General features: G+C 71.6%; 15 protein-coding genes and 2 pseudogenes. 6 read left to right on the plus strand and 11 right to left on the minus strand.

Translation table 11 applies throughout. The features are described 5' to 3' along the window. Window positions 1-77 precede the first annotated feature (77 nt). Window positions 78-1,169: an alcohol dehydrogenase catalytic domain-containing protein gene (locus ACZ4UX_RS15200; protein ID WP_465706957.1), complete on the plus strand. Its 1,092-nt coding sequence runs from the start codon at window positions 78-80 to the stop codon at window positions 1,167-1,169. A 113-nt stretch (window positions 1,170-1,282) separates the two neighbouring features. Here ACZ4UX_RS15200 and ACZ4UX_RS15205 read toward each other — a convergent pair. After that, a pseudogene (locus ACZ4UX_RS15205) lies at window positions 1,283-1,393 on the minus strand (dienelactone hydrolase family protein); the annotation flags it as partial. A 211-nt stretch (window positions 1,394-1,604) separates the two neighbouring features. Further along, window positions 1,605-2,405: an SDR family NAD(P)-dependent oxidoreductase gene (locus ACZ4UX_RS15210; protein ID WP_465706958.1), complete on the minus strand. Its 801-nt coding sequence runs from the start codon at window positions 2,403-2,405 to the stop codon at window positions 1,605-1,607. A gap of 87 nt (window positions 2,406-2,492) precedes the next feature. Between ACZ4UX_RS15210 and ACZ4UX_RS15215 the strand changes: the two genes are divergently transcribed. Further along, a complete protein-coding gene (locus tag ACZ4UX_RS15215) occupies window positions 2,493-3,344 on the plus strand; it encodes a helix-turn-helix transcriptional regulator (RefSeq protein WP_465706959.1) in 852 nt (283 codons plus the stop codon). 290 nt (window positions 3,345-3,634) lie between these two features. Here ACZ4UX_RS15215 and ACZ4UX_RS15220 read toward each other — a convergent pair whose 3' ends face one another. Then, window positions 3,635-4,300: a TetR/AcrR family transcriptional regulator gene (locus tag ACZ4UX_RS15220; protein ID WP_465706960.1), complete on the minus strand. Its 666-nt coding sequence runs from the start codon at window positions 4,298-4,300 to the stop codon at window positions 3,635-3,637. Between the two features lie 187 nt (window positions 4,301-4,487). On the opposite strand from ACZ4UX_RS15220, the gene ACZ4UX_RS15225 reads away from it, so the two are divergent. After that, window positions 4,488-5,105: an NAD(P)-dependent oxidoreductase gene (locus ACZ4UX_RS15225; protein ID WP_465706961.1), complete on the plus strand. Its 618-nt coding sequence runs from the start codon at window positions 4,488-4,490 to the stop codon at window positions 5,103-5,105. After that, the gene (locus ACZ4UX_RS15230; protein WP_465706962.1) at window positions 5,105-6,070 is read left to right on the plus strand and encodes an amidohydrolase family protein; all 966 of its coding nucleotides are present in this window, start codon (window positions 5,105-5,107) and stop codon (window positions 6,068-6,070) included. Before ACZ4UX_RS15225 ends, ACZ4UX_RS15230 begins: the two co-directional genes overlap by 1 nt. A gap of 1,148 nt (window positions 6,071-7,218) precedes the next feature. Here ACZ4UX_RS15230 and ACZ4UX_RS15235 read toward each other — a convergent pair. The 3 genes and pseudogenes from ACZ4UX_RS15235 to ACZ4UX_RS15245 form a co-directional block, all read right to left on the minus strand. After that, window positions 7,219-7,386 (minus strand): annotated as a pseudogene (locus tag ACZ4UX_RS15235) (IS256 family transposase); the annotation flags it as partial. A gap of 98 nt (window positions 7,387-7,484) precedes the next feature. Further along, window positions 7,485-8,381, minus strand: a complete 897-nt coding sequence (locus ACZ4UX_RS15240) for an SCO6745 family protein (protein WP_465706963.1) — start codon at window positions 8,379-8,381, stop codon at window positions 7,485-7,487. Window positions 8,382-8,414: 33 nt separating this feature from the next. Beyond that, on the minus strand, window positions 8,415-8,948 hold the full coding sequence (locus ACZ4UX_RS15245) for a YbhB/YbcL family Raf kinase inhibitor-like protein (protein ID WP_465706964.1): 534 nt from the start codon (window positions 8,946-8,948) through the stop codon (window positions 8,415-8,417). Window positions 8,949-9,047: 99 nt separating this feature from the next. Here ACZ4UX_RS15245 and ACZ4UX_RS15250 point away from each other — a divergent pair, with 99 nt between their 5' ends. Both ACZ4UX_RS15250 and ACZ4UX_RS15255 read left to right on the plus strand, forming a co-directional pair. Next, on the plus strand, window positions 9,048-9,740 hold the full coding sequence (locus tag ACZ4UX_RS15250) for a GntR family transcriptional regulator (protein WP_465706965.1): 693 nt from the start codon (window positions 9,048-9,050) through the stop codon (window positions 9,738-9,740). Between the two features lie 605 nt (window positions 9,741-10,345). After that, window positions 10,346-10,690, plus strand: a complete 345-nt coding sequence (locus tag ACZ4UX_RS15255) for a cupin domain-containing protein (RefSeq protein WP_465707019.1) — start codon at window positions 10,346-10,348, stop codon at window positions 10,688-10,690. A gap of 85 nt (window positions 10,691-10,775) precedes the next feature. Here the strand turns inward: ACZ4UX_RS15255 and ACZ4UX_RS15260 are convergent, their stop codons facing one another. The 5 genes from ACZ4UX_RS15260 to ACZ4UX_RS15280 all read right to left on the minus strand — a co-directional run bounded on the left by ACZ4UX_RS15260 (window position 10,776) and on the right by ACZ4UX_RS15280 (window position 15,892). Then, window positions 10,776-11,363, minus strand: a complete 588-nt coding sequence (locus tag ACZ4UX_RS15260) for an SMI1/KNR4 family protein (RefSeq protein WP_465706966.1) — start codon at window positions 11,361-11,363, stop codon at window positions 10,776-10,778. A gap of 43 nt (window positions 11,364-11,406) precedes the next feature. Next, window positions 11,407-13,008 carry an ISL3 family transposase gene (locus ACZ4UX_RS15265; RefSeq protein ID WP_465706967.1) on the minus strand — a complete coding sequence of 534 codons (1,602 nt, stop codon included), beginning with the start codon at window positions 13,006-13,008 and terminating at the stop codon, window positions 11,407-11,409. A 185-nt stretch (window positions 13,009-13,193) separates the two neighbouring features. Further along, window positions 13,194-13,628, minus strand: coding sequence for a DUF4259 domain-containing protein (locus ACZ4UX_RS15270; protein ID WP_465706968.1), 435 nt, complete (start codon window positions 13,626-13,628; stop codon window positions 13,194-13,196). 57 nt (window positions 13,629-13,685) lie between these two features. Then, a complete protein-coding gene (locus tag ACZ4UX_RS15275; RefSeq protein WP_465707020.1) occupies window positions 13,686-15,281 on the minus strand; it encodes an ISL3 family transposase in 1,596 nt (531 codons plus the stop codon). Next, window positions 15,197-15,892: a hypothetical protein gene (locus ACZ4UX_RS15280; protein ID WP_465706969.1), complete on the minus strand. Its 696-nt coding sequence runs from the start codon at window positions 15,890-15,892 to the stop codon at window positions 15,197-15,199. Before ACZ4UX_RS15280 ends, ACZ4UX_RS15275 begins: the two co-directional genes overlap by 85 nt. Between the last annotated feature and the right edge of the window lie 428 nt (window positions 15,893-16,320).

The following is a 16,320-nucleotide window of genomic DNA, read 5'->3' on the forward strand; positions in this document are numbered from 1 at the left end:
AGATCGTCGCTTCCCGCATGGCGGCGCGAATCCTAGGGTCGATTGCGACGAACTCGGACGAACCTGGAGGTCATCACGTGCGAGCAGCAGTTCTCACGCGGTTCGGCGCCCCGCTCACGGTGCGGGAGGTGCCCCACCCCCGGGCGGGCGGCGGCGAGGTGGTGGTCGAGGTGCTCGCCGCCTACGTGGCCCCGTACGCGGCCGAGGTCTTCAGCGGCGAGCGGAACTACCCTCTGGTCCCTCCCGTCGTGCCCGGGATCGGCGGCGTCGGACGGGTCGTCCACGCGGGCCCGGACGCCACCCGGCTGCGCCCCGGCGACTTGGTGTGGTGCGACTGCACGGTACGCTCGCGCGACGACGCCCTGACACCCGACATCACGCTCCAGGGCTGGAGCTCCCGCGGCGAGGGCGGCGCGCGGCTCGCCCGGTACCTGCACGACGGATCGTTCGCCGAGTTCATGCGGGTCCCGACGGAGAACGTCTTCCCGCTGCCCGCAGCGGCGGGAGACGACCCGGCGCGCTGGGCCGCGCTCGGCGTGCACGTCATCCCTTACGGCGGGCTGCTCGCCGGCGGACTCGCAGCCGGTGAGACGCTTCTCGTCAGCGGGTCCACCGGCAACCTCGGCAGCAGTGCGGTCGCGGTCGCGCTCGCGATGGGGGCGGGCCGCGTGGTCGCCCCGGGCCGCAACCGGGCCGCGCTCGACCTCCTCGCCGCCCGGTTCGGCCCGCGGGTGCGCCCGGTCCCGCTCACCGGGGACGAGGCCGGTGACCGCGCGGCGATGTCCGCGGCGGCCGACGGCCCGATCGACATGGTGATCGACCTGCTCCCGCCGAGCGCACCCAGCTCGGCGGCGCGCACGGCGGCGATGACCGTGCGCGAGTACGGCCGCGTCGTCCTCATGGGCGGCATCGGCATGCTCGGTGGCGACGACCTCGCAATCCCGTACCCGTGGATCATGCGCAACTCGGTCACCGTGCGCGGGCAGTGGATGTACCCGCGCACCGCGAACGCCGGTATCATCCGGCTCCTCTCCTCGGGCGCGCTGGACCTCGCGCCCGAACGGGTACGGTCGTTCGGCCTCGATGCCGTCAACGAGGCCATCGCGTACGCCGCCTCCCACGGCGGCCCGTTCGACCGCACCGCCCTCAGCCCACACCTGGCCCGCTGACCGGGCGACTGTTCCTCACATGTCGGCCCCACGGCCCACCGCCCGCACGGGCGCGGACCAGCGCGGCGGTTGCTCGCGCTTGATCGGGGCCTGGCTGTTCTACCGCACGAACAACCTCTGTGCACCGCGGGCCGACGGTCGACGCCGGCCGGGAGCGCGAGGTGCCCGATCATCGTCCAACCGTCGGCCGGGTACTCGACCGTACCCGTCGTGATCGTCGTCATGAGACTGGGCTGTAGTGATCGTCGAGCCCGGCCCGGCCGGTGTTCAGCCGCCGGCAGAACACCGCGGGTAGCGGCGTGGCTGGACCGCCGCGCCGGCCCGGGCCGGGGGGACGCCGCCGGTTCTCACGCGCCATGCGAGCGCCGGCCACGAGATGATCGGCGCCGCTGGGCGTGCGACGACTGTCTCTGCGGCCTTCGCCGGGCCTGCGGCTCATGCCTGCATGCCGCCGTCAACCGGAAGTACCGTGCCGGTCACATAGGATGCGCGGTCGCTCAGGAGCCAGGCGGCAGCCTGGGCGATCTCGTCAGGGTCGGCCGCACGACGCAGCGGGGTGCGGGCGTTGAGCTGGTCGATGACGCAGGGGGATCGGTCGTTCCATGCACGCAGCATCTCGGTCAGTGTGGTGCCGGGGGCGATGGCGTTGACGCGGATGCCTTCCGGGCCGTAGGTGACGGCGGCCGACTCGGTGAGGCTGTTGACCGCCCGCTTCATCGCACCGTAGGCGGGCAGCGTGGGATTGCCCATCAGACTGCCGACGGACGAGTTGTTGACGATCGCACCCGTGCCGGCGGTGGCCCGGATGGCGGCCACCTCGGCGGACATGGCCAGCCATGGACCCCTGAGGTTCACGGCATAGAGGTGGTCGAAATCCGCCTCGGGCACGTGGTCCATCGGGGCCGGCGGCACGCTGGTCGCCGCGTTGTTGAAGGCGACGTCGAGCCGGCCGTACAGGTCGACGGCGCGGTCGACGGCGGCACGGACACTGGCTCCGTCGGCCAGGTCGCACACCGCGTACTCGGCGGTGCCGCCGGCCGCCCGGACTTCCTCGGTCACCGCCTTGAGCTGGTCCTGCGTGCGGGCCGCGAGCAGCACCCGGGCGCCCTCCCGGGCGAACAGGCGCGCCGCGGCGGCGCCGATACCGCGGCCGGCACCGGTGATGAAGGCGACCTTGCCGGCCAGCAGGCCCATGGCGGCTGGGGCGGAGATGTCGGTGGTCTGTGCGTTGTCCATGGCAGCGAGCCTGCGTCCCGCCGCGGCGCCGATCCAGGTACCAGCGGTACCTGGATCGGCCCCCGGCACCCGCGCACACTGGGCGGCGTGGACAGACGAGAACTGGCTGGCTTCCTGCGCAGCAGGCGTGAACGCATCGACCCCGCCGACGTGGGACTGCCCGCCGGGCCGCGCCGCCGCACCCCGGGGCTGCGCCGCGAGGAGGTGGCGCAGCTGGCGTTCATCTCGACCGAGTACTACTCCCGGCTGGAGCAGGCACGGGGCCCGCACCCCTCACGCGAGGTCATCGCCGGTCTGGCCCGGGCCCTGCGTCTGTCGGACGCCGAGAACGACCATCTGCACCATCTCGCCGGCGCCCCGCCCGGTCCGCCGGCCGGGCCCTCACGAGAAGTGCGGCAGAGCATCCTCGACCTGCTGCGGCGGCTGCCGCACGCCGCGGCGATCGTGCTGTCCGCGACCTACGAGGTGATCGCCTGGAACGACCTGGCAGCAGCTCTCCTGGAGGACTTCTCCGCCCTGCCTCGGCGCGAGCGCAACCTCGTGCGCCGTGCCTTCCTCGCACCGCAATCGGGGGAGCGGCTGCCGTACGACCCGTCCGAGGCGCGGGCGTTCGCCCGCGCCGCGGCCCGGCACCTGCGTGCCACCGCCGCCCGCTATCGGGACGATCCCGAGGTGGCCGCGCTGGTGGACGACCTCCTCGCAGGCAGCGCGGAGTTCGCCCGGCTGTGGGCCGCCCACGACGTGAGTGCCGAGCCCACCCTGCGCAAGACCGTCCACCACCCGCTGATCGGCCCCATCACCGTCAACTGCGATGTCCTCGACATCACCGACCGAGACCAACAAGTCGTGATCTACACGGCCGAGCCCGGCTCCCCCGCGGAGGAGGCGCTACGGCTGCTGTCGGTGATCGGCACGCAGCGCATGGACGTACCCGGCTGAGTCGAGCCAGGGCGGCAGCCCGGTCGCGGGCGGTGCCCGTTCGCCGCGGCCGTGTTTCGGTCGGGCGGGGCATCGTCGAACCGGGCATGGACGACGGTTTCGGGTCCGGCGGGATGGGCTGCTCGACGGCGGGGACCGGCGGGTGCCGGGTCCACCACGTGGTGGCCGGCGCCTGGCGTTGTGCCTGCGTTCGAGTCCCTGAGGGGTGCGGCAGTTCCTGACGCTCGGTCGGCAGTGAGAGGCGGGCGACGGCTCGCTGCGTTCAGCCTTGGAGGGCGGGGGCGGGGTCTTTATCGCGCCGCGAGGCGGGCGGCGACCTCCTCGGCGGGACGGCCGGCGTGGAGGCCGAGCACGTCGGCGATCAGCGCGTCGAGCGGCGGCCAGGGCAGCTCGCCGTGGTCGTTGTAGAGCACGACCAGGCCGTGCAGCGCCGTCCAGAGCAGCAGCCCGTCCTGCCACTGCCGGGCAGGGGCGGACTGCCCGCCGCCGTGCTGCCGGACGGCGGCGAGGGAGGCGATGACGGAGCCCAGCAAGGCCTTGCCGGCGTCGTCGGCGCCGTGGTCCTGGAGGAGGTTGAGGTCGGCGGGCATCCGGCCACCGAAGAGCGTGCGGTACTCGCCGGGGTGCTCGGCCCCCCAGCGCACGTAGGCGGCGCAGCGGCCGGCCAGGTCGTCGAGGGGGTCGGCGGCCGGTGCCGCCGCCTCGTCCATCAGGCGGGCGAGTTCGGCGTAACGCAGGCGCAGCACGTGCTGGACCAACGAGCCGAGGTCGGGGAAGTGGCTGTAGATGCTGGCGGGGGCGACCCCGACCTCGCGGGCGACCTGCCGCAGGGTCAGCGTCTCCGGCTGGTCGAGGGTGGCCAGCAGGTGGGCCGCAGCCGCGACCAGCTCGGCCCTGAGCACCTGCCCCTGCCCGCGGGGGTTGCGTCGGCGGCGCGGGGCCTCCTCACCGGCCATTCCCGGGTCCTCCCTGTCGGCGACGGAAGATCACTTTACCTTTCGGCGTCGCGCAGCCGCCCCGGTCCGGCGCGGCGGACCACGATCGAGCGCGGCGGAGGCCGCGGAGCGCCCGGGACGGCCTTGACACCCATAACCAACACATGTTCACTCAAGTAACCAACACCTGTTCAGTTATGGAGTCGTCATGCGCATCGCAGTCCTCGGCGCGACCGGGCGGGTCGGCCGCCTGGTGGTGGAACAAGCGCTCGACCGGGGCCACCAGGTCGTCGCCCTCGTCCGCAGCCCGCAGCAGTACGACCCGCCCGCGCGGGGCTGGGTCGAGGTCCGGCGGGCGGACGTGACCAGGGCTCAGGAGTTCCCGGAGCTGGGCGACGTGGACGTGCTGATCTCCGCGCTCGGCATCCGCAAGGGCGACGGCCCGGGCACCCTGCTCGCCGGCGCGCGGCTGCTGGCGGGCCTGCCGGTCCGCACGCTCTGGCTCGGGGCGCTCGGCTCGGGCGCCTCGACCGGCGCCGGCGGCGGGATCTACCAGAGCGTGATGAGGATGTTCGTCGGCAAGGAGCTGGCGGAGAAGGGCGCGGCCGACACGATCGTGCTGGCCGGCGGCGCCACCGTCTTCCACGCGCCCGACCTGTGGGCCGGCGAGCTCAGCGCGGCCCGCCGCAACGTTCCGCTGGCGCAGTACCCCAAGCCGCTGCTGCCGCCGCACGCCTCCCGCGCCACCGTCGCCGCGCTCATGCTGGACGAGGCCGAGCTGCCCACGGTCGGAGCCGGCATCCTCGTCCCGACGGCGGGCGCGTGATGGCGGGCTACATCGCGATCGAGGAGGCCATCGCGATCCCGGGCCTCGCAGAGCGCCGCCCCCCGTTCCCGGTGCCGGACGGCATGGACCCCGCCTTCGTCGCCGACGTGACCCGGCGGCTGCCTGACGTCACCGGCCTGAGGCTGCCGGACATGGACGCCAACGGCATCGCCGTGCAGGTGCTGTCGCTGACCGTCCCCGGCATCGAGGCGGACCCGGACCCGGCACGCGCGGTGGCCAACGCCGGCTACGTCAACGACTCGCTGGCCACGATCGTCACGGCGCACCCCGACCGGTTCGCCGCGTTCGCCGCCCTCCCGCTGCAGGACCCGGCCGCCGCGGTAGCCGAACTCCGGCGCGCGGTCGGGGAACTCGGCTTCAAGGGCGCCCTGGTCAACGACCACGTCCAGGGCAGGTACCTCGACGACCCCGCCTTCGACGCCGTCTGGGCCGCCCTGGTCGAGCTGGGCGTGCCGCTCTACCTCCACCCGGGCATGCCACCAGCCGACTCCTGGCACGTGCTGTCCGGGCACCCGGAGATGAACGGCGCGCTGTGGAGCTGGCAGGCGACGACAGGCGGGCACGCCATGCGGATCGTGCTCTCCGGGGTCTTCGACCGCCACCCCGAGGCCCGGATGGTCCTCGGCCACGCGGGGGAGTTCCTGCCCTTCCAACTGTCCCGATTCGACTCCCGGTACGCCACGCTGAGCGCCCCGACGCCGCTGCTGCGTAGTCCGTCGCAGTACTTCGGGAGCAACGTGCTGGCCACCACCAGCGGAGTGCTCTCGCCGGCCACGGTCGAGGCGCTGGTGCACGTGCTCGGCCCGGAGTCCGTACTCTTCGCCGCCGACTACCCCTACGAGAACACCGGCGCCGCGGTCGCCGCCCTGGAGCGGACCGCCCTCCCGTCGGAGGTCAAGCGCCGCATCGGCTCGGCGAACGCCCGGGCCCTGCTGCGTCTCTGACCACCCGCCGAATCGCAGCGCCGCCGCCCCGGCCGAACGTCCGGCCGCGAAAGGCCCCCGTCCAGCCCCTCCACACCGCCCTCGACGGACCTGCGGCCTACGCCCGAGCGAGGCGCTGGAGGTGCAGACCAGCGAGCGCGGCCGCGAGCGCAAGGCCCAGCAGCTGGCCCGGCGCTGCACCGTCTCCGGCGTCAGCGCCCGGGTCGGGCGCGCGATGACGTTCGAGGTCCGCGGGCTCGGACGCGGTCCGGGCCCGCGACGTCCACCTCAACCTGACCGGCGAGCAGGCCGCCGCCCTGGCCCGCGCCGAGAACGAGGAGGGCGTCAAGGCCGTGATCGGCGAAGCCCTCGCCGACTACTTCAACGGCGGAGCCTACGGCGGCTTCCACCCCGACGACTTCGACCTGCACCGACCACCCCCGGTGTGGCTGAGCGCTTCAGCTGGCGGATGAGTACTTGAGTGGGATGCCTGCGTACCATCGGGTCGTTGTCCGCTGTGCGCTCCATAGCCGCAGCGAGGGCCTCGTGATCGCCTCTTCCGATCGGGCGGTGCAACCCGGAGAGCGCCGTTTGCCGGACCGTGCTGTCGATGTGACGGGTGAGCGCGGTGAGCGGCTCGTCGCGGCGCGGATCCTGAGCATCGGCCAGGCCGGCGGCGAGCGGCCGGGTCACGCGGGGATCCGGCTCGCTCGCCGCCCAGGGAACGAATCGGTCGACGAGAGGTCCGTCGAAGGGCGCGTCGTCGCTCTCGTCGAGGAGGTTGGTCAGGCGGAGGACCTCCGCGCCGAAGTAGCGCTCCAACGGGTCGGGCCGGTCGACCCTCGGCAGAGGGGGCAGCCGGCGGCGCCTCACCGGAAGTGATGCGACGCGGCGCAGCGGAGCGGAGCCAGCGTGCCCCGGGATGGGATCGGGGCCTTGACCCGTGGTTGAGGATCCGGGCCGGCAATGGCCGGGCCCCTTGGTGGGCCGCCCATGGTCCTGCGGCTGGATCCTCGGCCCGGCGCGCGACGGCGCCGGGCCGAGGACGGGCTACCGCTTTAGCCGGGCACGCAGGGCGCGGTAGGTGGCGGAGCCAGCGGCGAGGGCGAGGGCGGCGCCCAGAGCGCCGAGGAAGTCGGTCGTCGTACGCTTTCACGCCTGGACCTCCCGCGCGGTGTGAGCTGCTGGAGCAGGCCGCCGACGCCGGTGAGCTGCAGCCCGCTCGCGCGGGCACGGGCGACCAACTGCCCGGTCAACGGGTGGTCCAAAGCATCCGGCCGCAACGCCGGCGGCCGCATAGCCTCCACGCCTTCGGCCGAGCCGGTCACGTCTGGCATCAGGTGCTACTTCCTTGGTCGGGAGTTACACCGTGAGTGAGTCCGGGATCGGCGGGGCCCGGCGGATCGTGATTCGCGTTGCTCGTGCGAAGGACCGTTTATGCGGGATCAGACTGGCCGGGAACGGTCTGGAATGTCCCTGCTGGGGTGAACGCGTTGGTGATCGGCGCGATGAGGGAGGCGAAGCGGCGGGCGCCGGTGTTGCCGATCGGTGCCCATAGCGCGGCGCAGTGCTCGTCCGTCTCCACTTCGATGCGCTCGCGTGCCGCACTGCCGGTGTCGGTGACGACGCCGTGGGAGTCGAGCCAACCGCGCGCGACGAGGCGGGCCGTCGCCGCGTTCCACTCCTCGTCGTCCCACTGGCGGGTCGTTCGGGCGAGAGCTGTGGGGAGGCGGCCGGTCGCGGTGTGCAGGACGAGGCAGTCGCACGGTCCGAGGCCGTTGTCGGCGAGTACGACGAGATGGGCGTCGCCGCGCCACTCGCGTGCCACCGTGATCCGCTGCCACAGTGCGACAAGGGGATCGGAGGGAAGTGGGACCGACGCGTTCGCGGCGGCCAGTACCTTGCCGGCGTAGTCGGCACGGGTGAGGACGGCGTCGATCAGCAGGCGCGCCTCGGCAAGGTGGTCGTCCGTGAGATGTACGTTGGCGCGCCGCATCGCCCGGCCGGCGGCCAGGAGCCGGGCGGCCTGCCACCGCTCCGGCGGCGCGGCGTCCCATACGCCCGCCATGGCCCGCACCGACCGCGGGCTGAAGTTGTAGAAGGCCGCGAGCGTGACTTGCCACGGAACCGCGCCCATCGCGGCCGATCGGAAGGCCAGGTACGCCGGCCCGCGGTCGGTCACGCCGAGCTCGGCCGCCTCCTCGGCGGTCTCGGGGGCGAGGTAGATGAACAGGTGGGCGGCGCTGACAGCGCGGCTGACGTCGCGGACGGCGTTCAGGTCCATCGGGCCGGCGCCGGTACGGGCGGAGTGGGGAAAGGCGTCGAGGCGCATGGCGGTGGTGTCTCCGGGAGTCGGGTGGCGCTGTCAGGCGGGTGTTTCGGCAGTGGCGATCAGCACTGCGCGTCCGAGGGTGTGGCCGGCGATGGTGAAGCCGAGGACGGCCGGGGTGGCGTCGGCCGGGACGCCTGCCGTGGGGATGTCGAGGGCGTGCACCACGACGAAGTAGCGGTGCGGGCCGTGGCCGGCCGGCGGGGCGGCGCCGATGTAACGGGCCGCGCGGGTGTCGTTGGGCACCTGGTAGGCGCCCGCGGGCAGGCCCGAGCCGATGTCGTCGCCGGCGCCCTCAGGCAGGTCGGTGACCGTGGCGGGGATGTCGACGACCGCCCAGTGCCAGAACCCGGACCCGGTGGGGGCGTCGGGGTCGTAGACGGTGACGGCATAGCTCTTCGTGCCGTTCGGGGCACCGCTCCAGGACAGCTGCGGGGAGGTGTCCTTCCCGCCGGGCAGGCCGGAGGAGTGCTGCTCGGGCGGCCACGCGGCGCCGTCGGCGACGGTGGTGCTGGTGACGGTGAAGGAGGCCGCCTGGGGGAGGCGGGCGAAGGGATCGTTGGCAAACACAGTGGTCGTTCCTTACCGGACGGGGATGTCCTCATCGGCTACAGAATCGACAGTAACACTAATAATCGATTATCCACCCGATCGGTCTAGGATGGGCTCATGACGCAGACAGCGCACTCCTCGACCCCGCCGGGGAAACAGATGCTCTCCGAGCAGGTCTACGCACACCTGCGGGACGCGATCATGCGCGGGGACTACTCCCCAGGCGCCCCTCTCAAGCCGCAGGATCTTGCCAGGGAGCAGGGCGTGAGCCTGGCCGTGGTGCGCGAGGCGCTCGTGCGGGTGGTCGGCGAGGGGCTCGCCGACCGGCTGCCCAACCGCGGTTTCGCGGTCCCGTCCTTCTCCGACCAGCGCTGGCAGGAGATCGCGGAAGCCCGTCGAACCCTCGAACCGGTCGTCCTGCGCATGTCCATCGAGCGCGGCGACCTCGACTGGGAGGCCCGCGTGCGGGCCGCCCACCATCGTCTGGTGCGCACTCCGGCGTACGTGCCGGAGGAGGGCGAGTACTACACCGGCGCTTGGGCCGAGGCTCACCGCGTCTTTCACCGCACGTTGCTGGAGGGGTGTGGCAACCGCGCGCTGCTGGAGACCTTCGACCGGTTGTGGACCGCCAGTGAGCTGTCCCGCCGTTGGTCGGCGCACCGCAACCCCGACCGGGACGGCGCCAAGGAACACCGCAGGCTGGAGGAGGCGGCACTGGCCCGCGACGCCGACACCGCAGCCGCGGTCCTGGTCCAGCACCTCACCCTGACCGCGGCTGCTCTGACCGACGATTCAGGCCAGGCCACCTAGGCTTACGCCACCACAGAGAGGTCGAGGCGCGACGCCGGCGTCCTCGAGGCGATGCTGGAGGGCGTGACCGCCGAGGCTGCCAGGCGGGGCGAGGCTCGTCCCTGGTCAGCGTGGATTCCACGACTGTCCGGGCTCACCATGATGCGGCCGGGATGCATCTGGACCCCGAGTGCTGACCGCGCAGGAGGCCGCCGCCGAGGAAGGGAAGGCCGGCAAACGGGGGGAGGCCCGCAGGGACAAGCCGGACGGGACGGCTCGAACCGCCCGGAGGAGGAAGAGTGGCGACGCGTCGGAGCAGGCACAGGGTCCGTCAGAAGGCCGTCCTGCTCGGACGCTCGCGGGTCGGGCAGGCCGGCAAGGGATCATGCCGCCGATGACCGGAAGTGTCGCCCGCCGGCATTCGTCCTGACCGAGGCGCAGGCCGCCCGCTCCGCTGGACCTCCTGTCCGGTCGAGGGCCACGTCAACCGGACCAAGATGATCAAGCACCGATCTTCGGCCGTACCAAGCTCGACCTCCCGCGCAAGCGCGTCCTGCTGTCGGCACGTTGACCGTTCCCCCGTACGATCAATGCCTTCCAGATCTTACGAGGAGCCCCGCTTGGAGATGTTCCGCTTCGACCGCGCCGAGAAGGTCATCGACCGCTTCGACAGCGTGGGGGCCACCGCGACCCGTGTCGCAGCCGGCGAGGGGCCCACCCACCTGACCTGCCTGACCATCGAGGCCGGTGGAACCATCGGCAGTCATCCCTCCCCGGTCGGCCAGCTCTTCCTGGTGATCACGGGCGACGGCTGGGTCGCGGGCCCGGACGGACGCCGGATCCCCGTCACAGCCGGCGACGGTGTCCGCTGGGGACCCGGCGAGGAACACGCCTCCGGCACTACCACCGGCCTCACCGCCCTCGCGCTGGAAGGCCCGCCGCTGGCCCTCTTCCTCCCGGATCTGCCCTGACACCACCCGGACCGGCGGCTTCACGGAAGTCGCGCCAGAGCCAGTTCCGGTTCTGGCTCACTTTCCGTGGAGTGGTTACGGAGAGTCAGATCTTCGGGGCCATGCGATGGCGGTTTGGATGGGCGCGGAGCTGGGGTGAGGTGAGTTCGAGGGCCCGGTTGTCGCGTCCGGCGCTCATGTGGTTGAGCCAGCGTTCGTACCAGTCGAGGAAGTCGGTGGCGGAGGAGACGTTGGGGCCCCAGAACCCGTCACTGTTGCCGATGAGGACACGGCCGGCGAGGGGACCGGTCACCGCGATGACGCATACGTCGGTGCAGCCCATTTCGATGACGTGGAGGAAGAGGTCGCGTTCGTGCCCCCCGGGTTCTGCGTCGTCGAATCCGTGGGGTGCCCCCGGTTCCTCACGCGGGTTCATGACCAGTAGGGAACACCGCTCCAGCGGCATGAGGCCGTAGAACGGCGCCGCGCCTGAGCCGCCGACGTGCGTGAGGAACTGCCGGTAGGCGTCGGGCAGGGCGATGTCGTGCTCGGCCTCGAACGCAGCGACGCGTGCTTCTGCCAGCTTCGGACCGGGGCGGAACTTGTGTTGCTCTTCTCCGAAGGAGTGGCTGCGCAGCGGTTGGAAGGGGATCGCGGCCAGCTTGCGACGCAGGCGGGGTATGCGGGGATCCATGGTGCATCTTCTCTCGTCCCCGTCACCCTATGGGTGGCTCTGGTCAGCTGGCCAGAAGAACCCTCTTCCTCAGGAGAGCGAAGCCGGCGCGGCCGAACATCTGGCGTTTGAGCATCTTGATCCGGTTGACGTGTCCTTCGACGACACCGGAGCTCCAAGGCAGGGTGAGCCCGGCCATGACGGCATCGCGGTCGCGTTCGATGCCCGCGGCGAGAGTGTGAAGGCTGGGGAGATCATCGCGCCGGACGGCGTCGAGCCACTGCGGCAGCCGCTCGCCCTGGCGCTCGGTGAGCATCTCGGCGAAGGCCCGGACGTGACTGGTGAGGGCGTCGAGTTCGGGGCAGTGCACCAGGACGGCCTTGAGCCGAAGATGATCGATCTCCGGGAGGGTCTCGGAGCGCCGGAGGATCCAGCCAGCAACGACTCGGGGTGACGGCGGCCGAGCCGTGATCGGGTTGGGAGAGATCCGCTTCGCCCGGAAGTAGGCGCGAACGCGCTGGTAGCTGCCCTGATAGCCGAGTGGCACGATCTCCTCCCATACCGTCCAGGCGTTGGTGCAGCCCTGGTTCCAGCGGTCATCCAGGTACGGCTTGAACGCGTCCAGCTTGGACGGCCGGCCCTGCCACTGCCCGCGGAAGGGGTCCTCCGGGGTAGCTGCGTCGGCGAAGAGTTTGACGGTGCGCGAGGTCATGCGGAGTTGGCGGCCGATCGCCCTCCGACTGAGTCCGGCGGTCAGTAGTTCGTGGACAGTCGCGTGGTTGGCTCGGGTTCGGTCGGCGAAGCGGTGTCCCCTTGGCCAGGGCGATCCGGACGGGTCTTCGAACTTCTCCGGCCCGGGGGCAGGCTGGGCTGGATCTGGTGCCAGCACCTGCAGGCATCCGCGGTGGTCAGCGACGCACCGCTCGGCGGCTTCGCTGAGGTTGTGCCAAAGGTGCCACCTGTCCGCCACCTGCACCGCCTGGGGCGCCCCAGCGGTGGCGCCTTCGGCGAAGAACGGGGCCCGATCGCGGCAGACCACTTCGACCCCTGGCCGCTTCGCGAGCCAAGCGGCCAGGCTGGAGGCTTCCCGGTCGGGCAGCAGGTCCACCGGGCGTCGGCTTTCGACGTCGACCAGGACGGTTCCGTAGTGGCGGCCTTTGCGGGTCGCGTACTCATCGACGCCGACGACGCGCGGGGCGGGAACTTCCAGGTCGGGCAAGGACTCGACCAGCCGCAGCACCGTGCTGCGGCTGACGGACAAGCCGAAGACTCTCGCTATGCGGGCCCCGGCTCGACCGGCGAGCGCAAGGCCGACCGCGGCCAGCGTCGAACGCAGGCGCTCGGTCCGCCGGCCGTATCGACGAGTCAGCCCCGGCATCTGCTCGACGAAGGTTCGGCGCCCGCACGAGATGGCCGGGCAGAGGAACCTGCGGACACGCAGGCAGAGGACGACCCGTCTGCCACCGCTCGGCACATCAGCGGGAAACCGCAGGTAGGAGCTGTGAATCCGCCGAGACCAGCCTCCACAGCCAGGGCAATCGAACCCGGCCACCGTGCTCTGGGCCTCGATGCGTACCGCCTCTTCGTTCACGTCGACCGACAGCACAGCCACGTCTGCGATCGACGGGAACAGTAACTCCTCCAGCCGGAGCACTACTTCTTCCACGGGCCGAACTGTCAGCTACACCGCCCTGGGGACGGATCATTTTCAGGCAGCTTCCCAAAGGCCCGCCCTCCCGACGAACGTCACTCAGCGTGGCGATCCACGGAAAGTGAGCCAGAACCCGAGTTCGGTTCTGGCTCAACTTCTGTGACCGGTAACGCTGGGTTATTCGGTCAGAGACCGAAGAGTCAGGTTTCCTGAGGCTCAGGCTCAGGCTCAGGCTCGGGTGCGAGGGCGGCGCGGATGCGGCTGATGGTCTGTCGCCACTTCGGTCCGTCCACTGTCTGGTCCCAGAGGTCGGCGAGCTCGGAGTTCTCGGCAATCACGCGGTCGAGCGCCTCGACAGCGAGCGGCCGGAGATCGATGGCGAAGATCGGAAGGGCTTCGTCGGGGCCGTAACTTGTGCTGATTGCTTCGCCGCCCGGGCACTGGGCGGCGATGAGAGCTGCGGCGGCAACGGCCTCTGCTCCCTCAGGACTTTCAAGGTAATCGAGGGTCTGGATGGTGCGGATCAGCGTGGTCCGGACCAGGGTCTCGCGCTCGCCCTGGGCGGCTTCGTCCAAGGTGTAGGCGAAGTCTGCGGCCATGTCGTTCTCGAATGGACCGATGTCCCAGGTCCCCATGATGATCTCCTCGCGCCACTGTGCGGCTGATCATCGCAGCGGCCACCGACAATGCCTTCAGGGGGCCAGCAGGACCCGTTTCCGTAGGAGTGTGAAACCCGCGCGGCCGAACATCTGGCGCTTGAGCATCTTGATCCGGTTGACGTGGCCTTCGACGACGCCGGAGTTCCAGGGCAGGGTGAGTCCTGCGATGACGGCGTCCCGGTCGCGGTCGATGCCGGCAGCGAGGGTGTGGAGGCTGGGAAGGTCGTCCTGGCGGACCGCGGCGAGCCAATCGGGGAGACGCTCGCCCTGGCGCTCGGTGAGCATGACGGCGAAGGAGCGGACGTGTCGGGTCAGGGCGTCGAGCTCGGGGCAGTGGGCCAGGACTGTCTTGAGCTGGATCTGCTCGGCTTCGGACAGCGCCGCGGGCCGCCGGAGAATCCAGCCGGCGACGGTGCGGGGCGATGGCGGCGGGGCGGTCACCGGCTGTGGCGAGGTGCGTTTGAGCCGGATGTAGGCCCGGACGCGCTGGTAACTGCCCTTGTAACCGAGCGGCATGATCTCCTCCCAGAGCTTCCAGGCGTTGGTGCAGCCCTCGCTCCAGCGGTCGTCGAGGTAGGACTTGTAGTCGTCGAGGACGGAGGGCCGGTTCTGCCACTGGCCTTGGAAGAGCTCCTCCGGGGTCACCGCGTCGGCCAAAGCTTTGACCGTGCGCCAGGTCATGCCGAGTTGCCGTTGCACGGCGCGCCGGCTGTGGCCTGCAGCCAGAAGGGCGTGCACCGCGGCGTGCCGGGCCCGGGTGCGGTCGGCGAACCGGAAGCCCCTCGGCCAGGGCTGGTCCGTATTCTCCTCCTGGAGTACGGGTTCGGTGGTAGCGGCCGGATTTGGAGCTGGAGTTACCGCGCGGAGGCACTGTCGATGGCGGGCGACGGCCCGCTCGGCCGCCTCACTGAGGTTGTGCCACAGGTGCCAGCGGTCCGCGACCTGGACGGCCTGCGGCGCTCCGGCGGTGGCGCCCTCCGCGAAGAACGGTGCACGGTCCCGGCAGACCACTTCGATGCCCGGCCGCTGGGCCAGCCAGGCCGCCAGGCTCGATGCCTCCCGGTCGGGCAGCAGGTCCACGGGCCGACGGGTCTCGGCATCGACCAGCACCGTCCCGTAGGTGCGGCCCTTGCGCGTCGCGTACTCGTCGACACCCACCACCCGCGGGCTCGGCGGTTCTGGATCGGGGAGCTCCTCGACCATCCGCAGCACCGTGCTCCGGCTCACTGATACCCCGAACACCCCGGCCAGGCGAGCACCGGCCCGTCCGGCCAGCGCCAAGCCGACCGAGGCGAGCGTCGCCCGCAACTGCTCGGTCCACCGGCCGTGGCAGCGGGTCAGCCCTTCGATCTGCTCGACAAAGGTCCGCCGCCCGCACGACGGGTCGCCGCACACGAAGCGCCGCATCCGCAGACTCAGCCGCACCCGTCTCCCCCCGACCGGCCCGTCGACGGGAAACCGCAGGTAGGAGCTGTGCACCCGGGTCGACCAGCCCCCACACCCCGGGCAGCTGTAACCCTTTGCTGACGACTGGACCCTCACGTTCACCGACTCGACGCCCACGTCGACCGACAGCACCACGACGCCCGCGACCGACGGAAACAGCAGCCCCTCCAAGCGGGGCACCAGATCATCCACGGTCCCGCACTGTCGGCCACCACGGTCCAGCAGCTGGCGATTTTCGGGCAACTTCCCGCCGCCGACCACACCGCCCCATAGTCACTCACCGTGCACAGACCACGGAAGTTGAGCCAGAACCGGAACTCGTGAACAGAACCACGGCGGGCGGCGATCCTGCCGACCACCTCGGCCGGGAGAACGCCGCCGCCGGCTTCCCGGTGGGCGTCGGTGAGGCGCTCGGCGATCAGGTCGGTAAGCTCCGCGGTGCGGCCCTTGAGGTCGACGACCGCGCGCACCGGCAGGACCAGGCCGGCGCTGTCCCACGCGTGGGACACCCCGATCCCCCCGGTGACCGTAGTCTCGATCGCCTCGGCGACGGCCGCCAGGTCGAGCAGCCGGTAGGCCGTCGAGCGGCCGATCCCGAACTCGGCGAGCGCGTACGCGCCCCAGCTGTCCATCCCGAGGGCGGTCCATACCTTCGCCCGGTGGGCGGCGCGCACCCGGCGGGCGAGAACCAGGACGTCGGCGCGGGCGTCCTCGACCGCGGTGCGCAGCTGCTCGGTCAACTCCCGGGCGCGCGCCGCGTCGACCGGGCCAGCCTGCTCCTGGTCCTCGCCCATACCGGGAGGGTGCCCCGCTCCGGGCCGCCGGTACCGTCGCTCCCGGGTGTCCCAGCCGTGTCCTACCCGTCCGTCCTGGCACTGTCCCAGACTGTTTTCCCTGGTGACGGTGCGGGGTAGCTGGGGCTGGGGCCGGGGCCGGGGCCGGGCAGCATGGGGTCATGGAGAGCGAAGTGCCGCTGGCGGGCGGGCGTATCACCCCTGGGGTCGTCAGGCTCGGCGATACCGTCCGGCGGCCCGTCACGGCGTCGTCCCCGTTCGTCGCGGAGCTGCTCGATCATCTTCAGCGGCAGGGGTTGGGCCTCGGGCTGCGTGCTGTCCCCGCCCTGGACGTGGTGCGCCCGGCCGACGCCGACGAGACCGTGGTCTGCTGGCAAACCGTCCGAGCACGGGGACCGGCCGGCCGGGCTGGTGCTGTCCCGGCAGGA

The sequence above is a fragment of the Kitasatospora sp. NPDC028961 genome (assembly GCF_055564815.1).